Origin of the sequence: Brachybacterium sp. AOP29-B2-41, from assembly GCF_052378395.1 — a bacterium.
Taxonomy (GTDB): domain Bacteria; phylum Actinomycetota; class Actinomycetes; order Actinomycetales; family Dermabacteraceae; genus Brachybacterium.
Genome location: NZ_JBQSXR010000022.1, coordinates 27,056 through 41,758, shown reverse-complemented (window position 1 = coordinate 41,758; position 14,703 = coordinate 27,056). Strand labels below are relative to the sequence as shown.

13 protein-coding genes are annotated in these 14,703 nt (G+C 64.4%); 7 read left to right on the top strand and 6 right to left on the bottom strand.

Going from position 1 to position 14,703, the window contains the following annotated elements:
• A partial coding sequence (locus tag ACT3T9_RS16550; protein WP_444607076.1) for a hypothetical protein occupies window positions 1–803 on the top strand: 803 nt, incomplete at its 5' end.
• A gap of 335 nt (window positions 804–1,138) precedes the next feature.
• Here ACT3T9_RS16550 and ACT3T9_RS16545 read toward each other — a convergent pair.
• Entirely contained in the window at window positions 1,139–1,855 is a 717-nt protein-coding gene (locus ACT3T9_RS16545) for a VIT1/CCC1 transporter family protein (RefSeq protein ID WP_094765126.1), read from the bottom strand.
• A 394-nt stretch (window positions 1,856–2,249) separates the two neighbouring features.
• On the opposite strand from ACT3T9_RS16545, the gene ACT3T9_RS16540 reads away from it, so the two are divergent.
• Window positions 2,250–2,918: a GntR family transcriptional regulator gene (locus ACT3T9_RS16540; RefSeq protein ID WP_444607077.1), complete on the top strand. Its 669-nt coding sequence runs from the start codon at window positions 2,250–2,252 to the stop codon at window positions 2,916–2,918.
• A 63-nt stretch (window positions 2,919–2,981) separates the two neighbouring features.
• Window positions 2,982–3,764: an acetoin reductase gene (locus ACT3T9_RS16535; protein ID WP_087132791.1), complete on the top strand. Its 783-nt coding sequence runs from the start codon at window positions 2,982–2,984 to the stop codon at window positions 3,762–3,764.
• Between the two features lie 244 nt (window positions 3,765–4,008).
• On the opposite strand, the gene ACT3T9_RS16530 is transcribed toward ACT3T9_RS16535, so the two are convergent.
• Genes ACT3T9_RS16530 through ACT3T9_RS16520 form a run of 3 tightly spaced genes read right to left on the bottom strand, consistent with a single transcriptional unit; the run spans window position 4,009 to window position 6,357 of the window.
• Window positions 4,009–4,788, bottom strand: a complete 780-nt coding sequence (locus tag ACT3T9_RS16530) for an amino acid ABC transporter ATP-binding protein (RefSeq protein WP_087132790.1) — start codon at window positions 4,786–4,788, stop codon at window positions 4,009–4,011.
• Entirely contained in the window at window positions 4,781–5,125 is a 345-nt protein-coding gene (locus tag ACT3T9_RS16525; protein WP_444607075.1) for a hypothetical protein, read from the bottom strand. The genes ACT3T9_RS16530 and ACT3T9_RS16525 overlap by 8 nt, the downstream gene beginning before the upstream one ends.
• A 29-nt stretch (window positions 5,126–5,154) precedes the next feature.
• On the bottom strand, window positions 5,155–6,357 hold the full coding sequence (locus ACT3T9_RS16520; protein WP_444607074.1) for a cysteine desulfurase-like protein: 1,203 nt from the start codon (window positions 6,355–6,357) through the stop codon (window positions 5,155–5,157).
• Between the two features lie 156 nt (window positions 6,358–6,513).
• On the opposite strand from ACT3T9_RS16520, the gene istA reads away from it, so the two are divergent.
• Window positions 6,514–7,719 (top strand): IS21 family transposase, encoded by a 1,206-nt coding sequence (istA, locus tag ACT3T9_RS16515; RefSeq protein ID WP_444607073.1) that lies wholly within the window; start codon window positions 6,514–6,516, stop codon window positions 7,717–7,719.
• Window positions 7,719–8,513, top strand: a complete 795-nt coding sequence (gene istB / locus ACT3T9_RS16510; RefSeq protein ID WP_444607072.1) for an IS21-like element helper ATPase IstB — start codon at window positions 7,719–7,721, stop codon at window positions 8,511–8,513. Before istA ends, istB begins: the two co-directional genes overlap by 1 nt.
• Before the next feature lie 1,187 nt (window positions 8,514–9,700).
• Here the strand turns inward: istB and ACT3T9_RS16505 are convergent.
• Together ACT3T9_RS16505 and ACT3T9_RS16500 are read right to left on the bottom strand one after the other, a co-directional pair.
• Window positions 9,701–11,188, bottom strand: a complete 1,488-nt coding sequence (locus ACT3T9_RS16505) for an APC family permease (protein ID WP_444607071.1) — start codon at window positions 11,186–11,188, stop codon at window positions 9,701–9,703.
• A 192-nt stretch (window positions 11,189–11,380) separates the two neighbouring features.
• Entirely contained in the window at window positions 11,381–12,784 is a 1,404-nt protein-coding gene (locus ACT3T9_RS16500; protein WP_444607070.1) for a glutamate decarboxylase, read from the bottom strand.
• A 677-nt stretch (window positions 12,785–13,461) separates the two neighbouring features.
• Here ACT3T9_RS16500 and ACT3T9_RS16495 point away from each other — a divergent pair.
• Together ACT3T9_RS16495 and ACT3T9_RS16490 are read left to right on the top strand one after the other, a co-directional pair.
• Window positions 13,462–13,713, top strand: coding sequence for a hypothetical protein (locus ACT3T9_RS16495; RefSeq protein ID WP_143738423.1), 252 nt, complete (start codon window positions 13,462–13,464; stop codon window positions 13,711–13,713).
• Window positions 13,710–14,696 carry a nucleotidyl transferase AbiEii/AbiGii toxin family protein gene (locus tag ACT3T9_RS16490; RefSeq protein WP_444607069.1) on the top strand — a complete coding sequence of 329 codons (987 nt, stop codon included), beginning with the start codon at window positions 13,710–13,712 and terminating at the stop codon, window positions 14,694–14,696. Before ACT3T9_RS16495 ends, ACT3T9_RS16490 begins: the two co-directional genes overlap by 4 nt.
• The last annotated feature ends 7 nt before the right edge of the window (window positions 14,697–14,703 follow it).

Genomic DNA, 14,703 nt, shown 5'->3' with positions numbered 1-14,703 from the left:
GGATCGGGGTGGACACGGTCGCATTGACCGTCTCTGCCGTCATCGTCGTCAGCCTGCTCACCGGAACCGTTTTCGCTGTGCTACAGCTCGCCTTCCGCGACTTCGCCCTCGACCCGCCTGCCGCCGCTGTCGTCACCGGAGCCGTCGCCGCCGTGGCGGCATACCTGCTCACCGGTGCCGCCTCGCAACTCACCACCCGGGCGATCGCGAACCTCCTCGCCATGCTGCTGGTCAGCGGTGGGTTGGCGAGCATGCTCTCCGCGCGAAATACCACCTGGTGGCAGCACAACTTCAGTGCTCTCGGCAGCGGCGACGGCTTCTCGCCCTACACGTTCAACATCACGCTCGTGTTCGCCGGCCTCGTCATCATCACGCTCACCCACCATCTCACTCATGACATCCAGCAGCTATCCGCCACGGACGCGACGTCCCGGATCCGAGTGCTGCGGGCGTGGCTGATCACCGTCGGAGCCCTGTTCGCCGGCGTCGGGATGGTGTCCGTCGATGAAGCCGAGCCTCTGCACATTGTCATCGCCACCACGATGTCAGTCGCGTTCGCTGGACTCATCGCCGCTAGCGGCTGGCTGGTGCCATGGCTGCCTCGCAGTTTCGCCTTCGTCTCCGTCATCGTGCTTGGGGCGTTCGGGTTCGTCGCGCTCCTGATGTGGCCGATCGGCTACTTCAATCTCACCGCCATGGAACTGCTCAGCTCCATCCTCCTCCTCACCTGGCTCCTCCTCTTCGTGCGAGCCATCGCCGCCACCGCCGACGACGATCAACCAGGGGGACTGATGTCTGATTGACGGTGGATCTGGTCGTGCCTGGCCGAGAGAAAGGACGATGACCGAGCACCCAGGCGATGAGACGCATGGCAGGCAGCACAGCCCATGAGAGCGCCGTAACGGCACGAGGTTGAAGAATATGTCGAACCGAGCGAGCGACGTCGCTTCGACACTCGAGGCTACCCCTGCCGAGGCCGCAGCCAACTAGGACGCTGGCCTTGACACACTAGTGGGAGCGACGATTTTCCCATACCTCCCGATGGGAACGAAGCCCGGGGTGAATCACCTCGCATCGTTCGGAGGATGCCGATCTGCGGAGTCGTCCCGCGGTTGCCCGGCCGGATTGTCACGGCCGTCTATGCGATCCCGGTCGTGCCCAGGAGCGTGCCGATCAGGAAGGTGGCGCCCAGCGCGACTGCCCCGCCGATCACAACCCGGATCGTCGGACGCAACACGGGGCTGCCCCCGAGGTGCGCGCCGAGTGCACCGGTGACGGCGAGAGCGAGCAGCACGACGACGAATGTCGCGGGAATCCGCATGCCTGGCGGGAGGAGCATCGCCACGAACGGGATGATCCCGCCTGAGGTGAACGCGACTGCGGAGGCGAGGGCCGCTCGCCAGGGGCTGACCAGATCCTGGCCGTCAATGTTCAGTTCCGCAGACAGGTGCGCGCCGAGGGCGTCATGCGCGGTGAGCTCCTCGGCGACCTTCCGCGCGGTCTCCGGGGAGATACCTTTGGCTTGGTAGAGTCCGGTGAGCTCGTCGAGCTCCTGTGCGGGCATTTCCGAGAGTTCGCGGCGTTCTGTCGCGATGAGGGTCTTCTCGCTGTCGCTCTGACTGCTCACCGACACGTACTCGCCGAGTGTCATCGAGATCGCTCCGCCGACCAACGCCGCCGTTCCCGCGGTCAGGATCGGTGCCAGGTCGTTGGTGGCGCCGGCGACGCCGACGACGATCGCGGCGACCGACACGATCCCGTCGTTCGCGCCGAGCACCCCCGCGCGTAACCAGTTCAGTCGCCCTGCGATTCCGGCGGTATGCGGCTCACCCGTGTGTGGTCTCGTGGTGATCATGTGGGTGAAAACCTCCTCCGCCGGTCATGTCATCCGGCTGCTCCATTGCACCTTACCCGCCGCGGTTCGCAGCAGGACCTTCGGTCCTCCGGACCCCGCACCGCCGATCGTGCGCGGACGTGTCATCGCATCCGCTGTCCGGTGTATGCGAGCGAGGGCGCGGGGGCCTGCGGGATCTGCGGGGCAGTCGCAGATACTCGAAGTGCCCATCTAGCTGAACATCCCGATGGCGATCGATGTCACCGAGGTACCGCGACCATCTGGCGGAGCACCGTCTGGACGCGGCGGAACTGAGCTGAAGACGTCAGCATCGGTCTTGTCTCCTGCGACGGGGGGGAGGTAATCTAATAGCGATCATGGTGGCATACAAGTGACATACAAGTGGGGGTTGGTGATGATCGAATCAGCGACGGACCGTGCGTTCACCGATACGAAGAGGCGGACTATCTCAGGGGAGTTGGCAGCGGGGTCGATGATCAGCGAGAACGACGTCTCCACCCGGTTGGGGATTAGCCGTACGCCTGTCAGGGAGGCGTTCGCTATGTTGCAGACGAACGGCTGGATGCGTCTCTACCCCAAGCGCGGCGCGCTTATCCTGGACGTCCCTCCGGAAGAGGTTGATAACATTCTTGGAGTACGCCTCCTGATCGAGGGCGACGCGGCTTCCGCGATCGCGGATACACCCGAGCGGCTCGAGGTGGTGGTGAGCCGATTGAGATCCCACGTGGCGAACCAGGACATGGCTCGAGGTGATGACGATCTTGATGCGTTCCTGGATGAGGATAGCTCCTTCCACCGGGCCATCATCGAAGGCGGCGGCAACGGTATCTTGGTGACGTTCTTCGACACGATCCGCGACCGCCATCACCGCATGATGTCCCGTTCGGTCTGGCACCGTCCGGGGTATAGCGAGCGAGTCGTTGCCGAACACGGCGCTCTCGTGGATGCACTCGAACGAAGCGATACCGACACCTTCCGCGCGCTGCTCAGCGAGCATTTCTCGGGAATCCATGGTCGCGATGCCACCGCCTTCAGCGGCACAGCCACCACCTTCGGGCCGTAACAGGTCGGACAACCAGGGCGCGACGACGTTTCGTGTCGAAATCACTCTCATCGAAAGCAGATCATGACTACCAAGAAGGTTGCGCTCGTCACGGGCGCGGGACAGGGAATCGGAAGAGGAATCGCGCTGAAACTGGCGCAAGACGGGTTCGACATCGGTATCGCAGACATCCCGGCTCAGGAGCAGAAAGGCGAAGCAGTGGCTGCCGAGATCGCTGCGTTGGGCCGGAGTGCCGTGTTCGTGCCCACCGACGTGTCGAGCAGGAGCGATGTCGAGGCAGCTGTCGAGCAAACGGCATCCCGACTCGGCGGGTTCGACGTCATCGTCAACAACGCCGGAATCGCACAGGTGAAACCCCTTCTGGAGGTCACCGAACACGATCTCGAGACGGTCTTCTCCGTCAACGTCAACTCCGTGATCTTCGGCATTCAAGCGGCCGTGCGAAAGTTCGACGAACTCGGGGTGAAGGGGAGGATCGTGAACGCCGCCTCGATCGCCGCTATCCGCGGCTTCCCCATCCTAGGTGCCTACTCGGCGTCGAAGTTCGCAGTTCGGGGCATCACCCAGGTCGCTGCCCAAGAGCTCGCACCGAAGGGACACACAGTGAACGCGTATGCGCCCGGAATCGTCGGAACCGGAATGTGGGACCTGATCGACGCTGAGATGCACAAGATCAACGGAAAACCACTGGGGAAGAACCTCCAGGACAACGTGGAGGGCATCGCTCTCGGTCGGATTGAGACCCCCGAAGACGTCGCCGGAGTCGTATCGTTTCTCGCCGGCGACAACGCTGTGTACGTCACCGGGCAGGTCATCATCGTCGATGGTGGAATGCTCTACAACTGACCGCCCTCTCTGTTGAACGCAACGAGATCGTGATCTCGTGTTCATCGGCGCATAGCCGTCATCTCCGCTCGGCGGCTTCACCCTGGCGGAGAAGTGCTTCCCCAACGTGGTTGACTTGAACAGACTGGGAGCATTGCCATCTCGCTCGAAACGCAGCCGCCCCGGTCAACGTTGTCCTCGGAGATGAGCGGCCTGATTGCTTCAGCGGGAACATCCGGAGGGGGCCACCAGCCAAAATCGCCCCTCACCCCGCTCTCGTCGAGCTTGCTATGAACTGTCGGGTGCGCTCGTGCTGCGGGTTCTCGAAGAACTCCACGGCTGAGGCATCCTCCACGATCTCGCCGCCGTGCATCAGCACGACGCGATCAGCGACCTCGCGTGCGAATCCCATTTCGTGCGTCACGACGATCATCGTCATTCCCCGCCGCGCGAGCTCGGTCATGACTTTCAACACTTCCCCGACGAGTTCAGGGTCGAGGGCGCTGGTGGGCTCGTCGAACAGCATGAGCTGCGGCTTCATCGCCAATGCCCGCGCGATCGCGACACGCTGCTGCTGTCCGCCGGAGAGCTGGGCCGGATAGTGCTCCATCTTATCGTCGAGGCCGACGCTCTCCAGCAGCTCGCGCGCCTCCGCCTTCGCCGCGGCACCCGACAGTCGCCGCACTGCACGTGGCGCTTCCATGACGTTCTGCAGGGCGGTCATGTGCGGGAACAGGTTGAAGCGCTGGAACACCATGCCGATGTGCGCGCGCTGCGCTGCCATCCCTCGCTCGGTGAGCTCGCGGACGCCGTCGCGATACTCACCGAAGCCAACGAGCATGTCGTCCACCCAGATCTGACCGGCATCGATCTTTTCCAGCCGGTTGATCGCCCGCAGGAGCGTGCTCTTGCCCGCGCCGGACGAACCGAGCAGACAGACGACCTCGCCCGCGCGCACATCCATCGTGATGTCGCGGAGCACGGCGTTGTCGCCGAAGGATTTCTTGACCTGCCGGATGCGCACGAGCGCCGTGTTGTCATTCATCGATACCTCGCCGGGAGAAGGGGGGACGCACGAGTGCGTTGCGGATGGCCGTCCGGAGGTTCCGCGGACGACCGCGTCGGGTGCTGCCGTCGAAGGCCCGTTCCAGGTAGAACTGGCCAATGCTGGCGACCGTGACGATGATCATGTACCAGACCGCCGCGGCGAACAGCGTCTCCATCACCTCGAGATTGCGGCTGGAGATGTTCGCTGCCGCCGGCTGGTCGTCTGCGGTGGGCGCCGACGACTCGGCCGTGTCGGTGGGGAGCGTCGACGTGCACGCGGACAGGGCCGCGATGCCGACGATGGAGAGGGCGAGGAGGGAAAGACGTGACTTCATTGTGTGTCCTTTCGGGTGGGGTGGAACGTTCAGAGGGTGAGTGCACGCACCGCATGGAGAAGGCGATCGACATCTTCGACCGAGGTGTACGGGGCGATGCCCGCGCGTACCGCGCCGTCGCGCAGATCTGCCCAGTCCTCGGCCTCGATCGCATAGAAGCTGCCGCCCATCACGGCGACGTCCGCTCGCCCGAGTGCCGCGCAGGCCTCGGCTGTGGTGCGGCCGTCGATACGGAACAGGACGGTCGGCACATGCGTGCGCGGCGCACCGACGCGCTCAACGCCGTCGATCTCGGCGAGGCCGTCGACGAGCCGCTTGAAGAGCGCATGCTCGTGTTGCGCGACCGCCGCGTAGGAGCGCTCCAGCCGCTCGCGGCGCGTGCCGTCACCGGGGATGATGTCAGCCAGGAACTCTACCGTCTCTGTCACGCCGGCCAGGAATTCATAGGGCAGCGTGCCTAGCTCGAATCGCTCGGGGACCTGCATGGTCGACGGGCGAAGCTTGTCGGGGACGAGCGCCTCCAGCTTCTCGACGTTGGATCCCAGCACGCCGATGTGAGGACCGCAGAACTTGTACGGCGAGCACACGATGTAGTCGGCTCCGAGGGCGGTGGCATCGACGAGCTCGTGGGCCGTGTAGGCGACGGCGTCGACGTAGATCTCTGCTCCGACCGCGTGTACGGCTGCCGCGATCGCCGCGATGTCCGGCGCCGTACCGTACAGGTTGGACGCCGCGGTCACGGCGACGAATCGCGTGCGGTCGCTAAGCACGCGACGCACATCGTCGACTGTCAGGTCGCCGGTCTCGCGGTCGAAGTCGATCCACCGCAGGGTCGCGCCAGACAGCTCAGCGGCGAGCACCCACGGACGCACGTTCGCGTCATGGTCGAGGCGGCTCGCGACGATCTCGTCGCCGGGGCCGAGGCGGCGGGCGACGGCTCTGGCCATGTCGAAGGTGATCTGCGTCGCGCTGCGGCCGAAGAACACGGCACGCGGATCGACGTTCAGCAGGTCGCCGATCGCGGCACGGGCGCCGCGCACGATGCGGTCTGCGTTCTGCTCGCTGTAGTTGTTTCGGCCACGCTGCGAGACGGGACTCACCATCGCGTCGCGGATGGCGTCGGCGACGCGGGTCGGGGTCTGGGTGCCACCGGGCGCATCGAATAGCGCGCTTCCTGTTCGCAAGGCGGGGAACTGCTGGCGGACACGGGAAAGGGGGTACGTCGAGGTCATGGTCGAACTCCAGGCAGAGAGAGGCAACGCGTTGACGCTCCCGCGCGCTCCGGTCACTTGGGGAGCACACGCATCGCCTCAGGGATGACGGTGTCGGCGGCGCTCGAGAACTGATCGATAGCGGCGCTCGAAAAGTGAACACTCAACGATTGGAGAGTGATCACTTTGGAGGACTGGGCGCTGATCAGGAGGCTGGCTTCGGACGGGGTTCCGAAAGCGCAGATCGCGGCGCGGTTGGGGATCTCGCGGACGACGGTGATCAAGGCGGTGAACTCGGACGGGCCGCCGAAGTATGAGCGGTCGCTGAGGCCGACGTCGTTCTCGCCGTTCGAGAACGGGGTGAGGGCGTTGCTCGCGGACCACCCGCAGATGCCGGCGACGGTGATCGCGGAGCGGGTCGGATGGGAAGGGTCGATCCGTTGGTTCCGTGACAACGTCGCGAGGCTCCGGCCGGAGCATCGCCCCGTCGACCCCGCCGACCGATTGACCTGGGCGGCAGGGGATGCGGCGCAGTGTGATCTGTGGTTCCCGCCGCGGAAGATCCCCCTCGAAGACGGCACCATGGTGCTGCTGCCGGTGCTGGTGATCGTTGCGGCTCACTCCCGGTTCGTGACGGCGCGGATGCTCCCGACAAGGAAGACAGAGGATCTCCTGCTGGGGTCGTGGGAGCTGATTCAACAGCTCGGCGCGGTTCCGCGGCGGCTGATTTGGGACAACGAGTCCGGGATCGGGCAACGCGGCCGCCTCGCGCAGGAGGTCGCGGCGTTCGCGGGAACCCTCGCGACGAAGGCCGTTCAGCTGAGGCCCTACGACCCGGAATCGAAGGGCATCGTCGAGCGCCGCAACGGCTGGTTCGAGACGTCGTTCATGCCCGGCCGGACCTTTACCTCCCCGGCGGACTTCAACACCCAGCTGCAGGAATGGCTCGAGCGGGCGAATGCGAGGGTGGTCCGCACGATCAAAGCCAGGCCCATCGATCTGATCGGGCAGGATCGGGCCCGGATGCTGCCGTTGCCGCCGATCCCGTTGCAGCTTGGCTGGCGGGAACGAGTCCGCCTCGGCCGCGACTACTACGTTCGCCTCGACTCCAGCGACTACTCCGTCGACCCCGCAGCCATCGGCCGGTTCGTCGATGTTATCGCCGACCTCGACCGAGTGAGAGTGCGCCTGGACGGACGGATCGTCGCGGACCACGCCCGGGTCTGGGCGCGAGGTTCTACGATCACCGCCCCCGCGCACCTGGAGGCGGCGAAGCGGTTGCGGCAGGAGTTCCAGCAGCCCCGGCCGGCGATGGCCGCGGATGACCTGAGGCGTGATCTGGCGGACTACGGCCGGGCGTTCGGGATCGAGGGAGTCGCCTGATGGCCGCGAAGCAGACCGACACGGCCAAGCAGATCACCTACCTCGCCGGCGCGCTGAAGGCACCCCGGATCACGGAGGCCGCCGCCCGGATGGCCGACCAAGCCCGAGACGCGGGCTGGTCGTTCGAGGACTACCTCGCCGCCGTCCTCGAACGCGAAGTCTCCGCACGCAACGCTTCCGGAGCGGAGCTGCGGATCAAAGCAGCCGGGTTCCCGAGCCGGAAGACACTTGAGGACTTCGACTGGGACGCGCAACCCGCCACCCGGCAGCAGATCGCCGCCCTCGCCTCCGGCGGGTTCCTGCTCGAAGCGCAGAACGTGGTGCTGCTCGGCCCTCCCGGGACCGGGAAGACCCACCTCGCCACTGCTCTCGGAATCGTCGCCGCCCGCCACGGGCACCGCGTGTTGTTCGCGACCGCGACGGAGTGGGTCACCCGCCTCACCGACGCGCACCGACAAGGGAACCTGCCCCGAGAGCTCGCACGGCTCCGGCGTTACGGGCTGATCATCGTCGCCGAAGTCGGCTACCTCCCGTTCGAGCAAGACGCCGCGAACCTGTTCTTCCAACTCGTCTCGAGTCGCTACGAACACGCGTCGCTGATCCTCACCTCCAACCTGCCATTCAGCGGCTGGGGCGGGGTCTTCGGAGACCAAGCCGTCGCCGCCGCGATGATCGACCGGATCGTTCACCACGCCGACGTCCTCACGTTGAAGGGTGCCAGCTACCGGCTCCGCGGTAGAGGCATCGACAGCCTGCCCAGCATCCGCACCACGACCGACGAAACACCTAGCTAGACTGCCCGCAACCGTTCACTTTTCGAGCGCCGAAAACGTTCAGAATTCGAGCGCCGCCGACAGACGGTGGGAGAGACGTCGGTGCGCCGGTTCATCGGCGTGGATCGACAGAATCGCAGTCGCGATCGATCCGTTTGCTACAGCACCGTCGTACGGCAGGCGCATGATCCCCCGATGCGCCCATTGCGCCGCTGGCGGTTCTCGCCGTGCGCTCCGTACATGTGTCTTCTCCGTCGAATAAGTGAGAGAGCCTGAACTCTGCGCTGACGCTAGCACACGAGTATCGTCTATCTCCACTCAAGGTACGTAGGCTTCTCGGCTGTCGGGCGGGTGTAGCCGGAGAACACTCGATCAGCGCTACGCGCTCTCTCGCCGAAGCCGTGGCTGGGACGGCTGTCGCATCGACAGCTTGCTTGACATCGTCGACGGCAAGTGGCCACTTAACTCTCTTCCAGGCACCCGCATAGTATGCGGATTGCGGGCCGCTTCGATGACCCCGGTTCGACCCGCGGTGTCGGCTTGGCGCTCGCAGTCACCGTCATGGGGATGGTGCTGGCGGCCGTCGCGGTCGGTGTACTACTCGCTGACTTACATCGGGTTCTTCATCCCCGCCGTTCTTGCGCTGGTGGGTGCGTGGCTCCCGTGCACGGTCATGTTCGTCATCGGCGCGGTTCTTGCGCTCATCAGTTTCAGGATCGTCGCTCTGAGCTGGCGCAGGCATCTTCCGTAGCGCGCCGCCGGGCATTGCCGTCCGATGCGACTGGCAGCGCAGTCGCTCCGGAGGCAGCCGCCAGGCTCAGAAGATGCTTGCGATCCGGCGGGCCTGTCGCTGTCAAGGGACGCCGTGCAGTCGAATGCAGGGAGAGTGGCATGGTGACGTCTGCGCTCGGGGTGCATGTGGTCTCGCCTTCGCACGGTCGCGCGATGATCAGGTTCGCCGCGTATTGCGACAGGTTGATCAGTATGGCAGCCATGAGCGGTCCGATCGCGAGTGTCGTCGCGACATCGAAGATGCTGAGATCGCGCGCGTCGCTTTTCCTCAGGGAGTATGCGGATGGACATCGCCATGCGGCGTCCCGGGATACGGAGGACTCGCCCGAAGTTGTGGACTCTCTCGAGCCAGTCTCCCGCGACACCTAGTCCGTCGTCCGCAACGGGCTATGTCATTATGCGGCGCCTGGAGGCGTTCAGTCCTCGTGACGTTCCTGCGGCTTCCTCCCAGTGGGCTCGCTACCGCTGTCGGGCGTGCCCGAGTCCGCCTCAGCACCCATTATCGGATTCACCAGAACGATGTCGGAGCTCGATTTCTCCGCCGTGCTCCGTCGGTCCCAGGTTGGGCGGCGCACGGCGTAAAAGACCAGCGGAGGGCCGCCCAGTAGCAGCACGACGACGGCGACGACCAGGGGGTAGGTGGCATCGGAGAGCCCAGAGAACCCGGTAGGGCGGATGAAGGCGAGAATGAAGGCTGCGGCGCAGGAGATGAAACCCAAGCCTGCCACCAGGGGCATCACAGGCGTCCGGTAGCTACGAACAACCCTTGGTTGCGTCCGGCGCAGCCGGATCGCGGCGGCGAACATCAGCATGTACATGATGAGGTAGAGCGCTGCTGCCATGTCCACCAGGGCGACGAATGCTGTGTTGCCATTGGGGACGAGGACGAAGAGCAGTGCGAGCAACGTCACGATCACTCCTTGCACCGCGAGGATGCCCACCTGCACCCCTGCCTTGTTCCTGCGCTGGAGCAACGGCGGAAGCAGTCCCGTCCGCGCGGCGGCGAGCAGGCCGCGTGAGGGCCCGGCAATCCACGTCACCACCGAGGCGAAAGCACCGAGTGCGACGAGCAGCGAGATCACCGGTGTGCCCCACGAGATGCCCCAGTGGTCGAAGAAGGTCTGGAAGGCCAGGTTGATGCCGTTGGTCACCCCGAGGTCGGTTTGCGGCACGGCCACGGCGATCGCGATTGTGGGGAGGATGAACACACCCAGGATGAGGATCGTGGCGAAGGCTATCGATCGGGGAAAGCCGCGTCCCGGGTTCTTCAGATCGTTCGCGTGCACCGCATTGACTTCCATGCCTGCATAGGCGAGAACGTTCGAGACCACGAGGACGATCGCGGCGATCCCGGTCCAGGGCGGTATGACCGCTGAAGGCTGTAGTGAGGTCTCGGAATGTTCTCCCGTGCCCAGCCAGAGCGCTCCGAGCGCGATCAGGAGAACCGCGGGGAGGATCGTGCCGAAGATCCCGCTCCAGCTGCCGACTTTGGCGAAGAGGTTGCCGCCGGCGAGAGTGATGAGAGTCGATCCCCAGTAGAGGACGAGGATGACGATGGCGGTGTAGATCCCGCTCTGTGCGAGATCGGGCTTTCCGACGACGAACGACAAGCTTGCCGCGATGAAGGCGATCTGCGTGGGATACCACACGACGTTCTGAATCCACTGGAGCCAGATCGCGACGAACCCTGCGCGTTCGCCGAAGGCCTCACGCACCCAGGTGAAGATGCCGCCTTTCCACCCCGTTGCCAGCTCCGCTGCCACGAGCGCGGTCGGCACGAGGAACAGAATCGCGGGGATGACGAAGAGCGTGATGGAGCCCAGGCCATAGGTGGCCATTGCGGGCAGGGATCGCAGCGACGCCACCACTACCACCGTGAGCATTGACAGCTGCACGACCGACATGTAGGCCGTCGCTCCTGCCGCGGGGGCGCCAATCGCCGGCCCTGTGTGGTTTCTTGGGCGGCGGTTACCCGATCGGCCGTACGGATGAGGTTTGACGTGCTCCGCCGTAGGGGCCTGAGTGCCGTCCGCGCGCTCGTCCGGTCCTGCGGACTCGTGGTGAGACATCAGCTCGTCCCTTCCTTGTGCTCTGGGTCAGTGGTGGAATCCGGAGTGTTGGCCTTCTGCGGGCAGCGGGCCTTCGAGGGCATCGAGGTAGGCGACTGCTTCCCGGAGGCCTGCGAGGAACGAGAAGGCGAGGTCGTGGCTGAACCCGTTGCGGACGACGATGCGCTGGACGGTGATGTCCACGAGGTCGGCCGGCATCGGGTACGCGGGCACGAGCCAACCCTTCATGCGGAGCCGTTCCGACAGGTGGTACAGATTCCAGTTCTGTGTGTAACCATCTCGTAGGCGCCACGCGAATACGGGGATGTCCGAGCCGTCGTTCCAGAGCTCGAAGGCCGGAATCTTCGCGATCTCGCTCGAGAGGTACAGCGCAACGTCTTGGGTCGACTGCTGCACGGCGTGGAAACCTGTGCGTCCCAGTCGCAAGAATAGGTAGTACTGCAGGAGGACCTGCGCGCCGGGGCGGGAGAAGTTCAGAGCGAATGTCGGCATGTTGCCGCCGAGATAGCTGACGCGGAAGATCAGGTCGTCGGGGAGCGCGGTGATGTCCCGCCAAACGACCCAACCGAGCCCCGGGTAGACGAGGCCGTACTTGTGTCCCGATGTATTGATCGAGGCGACGCGCTCGATGCGGAAGTCCCATTCCAGATCCGGCTGCAAGAAGGGAGCGATCATGGCACCAGACGCGCCGTCAACGTGGATGGGCACGTCGATTCCGGTGGCCTCCTGGATGCGATCGAGCGCCGCGGCGATGGCCGCGACGGGCTCGTACATCCCTGTGTAGGTGACGCCCAGGATCGCGACAACGCCGATAGTGTTCTCGTCGACATACTTCTCGAGGCCGTGACCGTCGAGAACCTTATGTTCCTCGGAGATGGGAACATACCTTGGTTCGACCTCGAAGTAGTTGCAGAATTTCTCCCAGCACACTTGCACCGCGCTGGAGAGCACGATGTTCGGCTTCTCGGTGGGTTCTCCAGCACTGCGGCGCGCATGCTGCCAGCGGCGCTTGAGGGCGAGGCCACCTAGCATGCATGCTTCGGACGAGCCGATCGTGGATGTCCCGATGCTATTGGCGGGGTCCGGAGCGTGCCAGAGATCGGCGAGCATACGCCAACACCGCGTCTCGATGGCTGCCGTCTGCGGATACTCGTCCTTGTCGATCATGTTCTTATCGGCGGCTTCGAGATAAAGCCGAGACGCGTGATCGTCCATCCAGGTGCCGACGAAAGTCGCGAGATTGAGTCGGGCATTCCCGTCGAGCATCATCTCGTCGTGGACGATCTGATAAGCGGTTTCCTGCAGCGATTCCTCCTCGGGGAAGAGGAACTTCGGCAGCATCGTAGCCTCTCCCGGCCTGGAGAAGATCGGGTTGAGCTCGACCCGGTCGAGTCCATCCTCGTGCCGCGTGATGCGTTGCGTGTTCGACATTATTTTCCTCCTTCACCGTGCAGCGCAGGCGGGGTTGCCAACACCCAATTCCAGTGTAGTTCTGACAATTCGTGCAGACGATTGGGTCTGCCAATCTCCCGGAGGGGACGCCGCATGGTGCGGTTGGTGTTTTGTCAGCGCAGATGTCGGCGCGGGTTCAGTGCGACGATACCGAATCTGGACAGAGCGAGAAGTGCGCCTACGGCAAACATAGCATCACGAAGTCGGAGTAGCTCTGATGCACCTCCCCACACCGATCCGCCAACGTCGTGAGGGCCGCGAGATCCTTCGACGTGGCTTGTCTTGATGTCACGTTCCCGGTAAGCTTTCGTGACATGAGCATGATGTCACCGGCGGCAGCGATCCGGAGTGTCCCTGAGTGTTCCTTCGTGCGCGTCAGCAACTTGCCTGGCACGGCCGTCGCCGCGCGGCAGGCCGCGTCGCGAGCTGCGCGGAACGGCGAGTTGCTTCCTGTTCGTCGGGGCCTGTACTACCGGGGTGCCAAGACGAGGTACGGCATGACGCGTCCTCGCGTGGAAGACATCGCCCGGGAAGTGCTCGGAGAAGAGGGTACTGGTCCCGCTGGGTACTCTGCTGCTCGGGAGTGGGGGGTGACGACCCAAGTTCCCTCGTCTTTCCATTTGGCGACGCTTTGGACGACAGATCCGATCGCAGGTGTGACGCAGCATGCCCGGCGGAACAAGGAGCGGACGAAGCTCAACGCGAAAGAGATCGCTCTCCTGGAGCTTCTGCGCGCCCCGGACCTGTATGTAGAAGCGGGGTGGGGCACGCTGGTTGAGCGAGTCCGGGACGCGCTTGCTAAGAAGGTAGTGCGAGAGGACGCGCTCCGAGCTGCTGTTGCTGGCGAACGAAACACCGCTGTGCGGGAGGGGTTCGCCGAGCTCGCTGCCGATCTGGTAGCCCGGTGAGCGAGCGACTTCGCGACAACTCGGACGATCTCGACGCCCTCGTTGGTCTCACGGCCGAAGCTCTGGGGATGCCAGCGGTCTATGTCGAGAAGGACTTCTGGGTCACCGAAGTGCTGAGAGCTGCCAGCGCGGAACAGGCGATCGCTCTTCCGGATGGGTCAGTCGCTCCGGTGACGTTCACTTTCAAGGGAGGGACGAGCCTGAGCCGGGTGTTCGGCATCGTGGAACGCTTCTCGGAAGACGTCGACCTGCTCGCGGAGTTCCCCGTCGAGGCCTCATTGAGTGCGCGGCACAAGATCCTGAAGGCGGTCGATAGCGCCGTCAGAAGTCATCTTTCGTTCGAGGACGATCGGGTAGCCGTTGGTTCCTCGACGAAAGGCGTCAAGCGCTACGCGACCTACGCGTATCCAACTGCAGCCCAGGATCCGTTTTTGAAGGAGGGCGTACTCCTCGAGCTCGGTAGTCGAGGCGGGACCCACCCGTCTGCGCCGCACCGGTATCGATCCCTCATCGCTGATTACGCGATCACTGAGCTGGGTGAGGATGAGTCGGCGTGGGAGGAGTTCGCGGTCTTCGAGGTGAACGTGCTGGCTCCCGAACGCACCCTCTTCGAGAAACTTGCCGCTGTGCACGATGCGGCAAGCCGTAACGACACGGCCGCCCTCTTGAAGCACGGTCGCCACTTCTATGACATCTACCGTCTTGTTCGGAACCCGCAGGTGGCAGGGGTGCTCGAAGCGATGGGTGCGGACTACAAGCAGAGTCTCGTGGATGACATCGACCAGCAAAGCCGAGCCGCGGATTTCTCGTCCACGCCGCGACCGGCGAAAGGATACGCATCCAGCCCCGCCTTCGATTCAGATCATCCTTCCCAGGAAGCGATCGAGGTCGGATTCAACGCTGCGCAGCAACTCATCTACGGAGACCTGGTCTCCCTGGACGAAGCTGTCGCGAGCGTCCATGCAGCGCACGAACTCCTCTAGAGCTTCG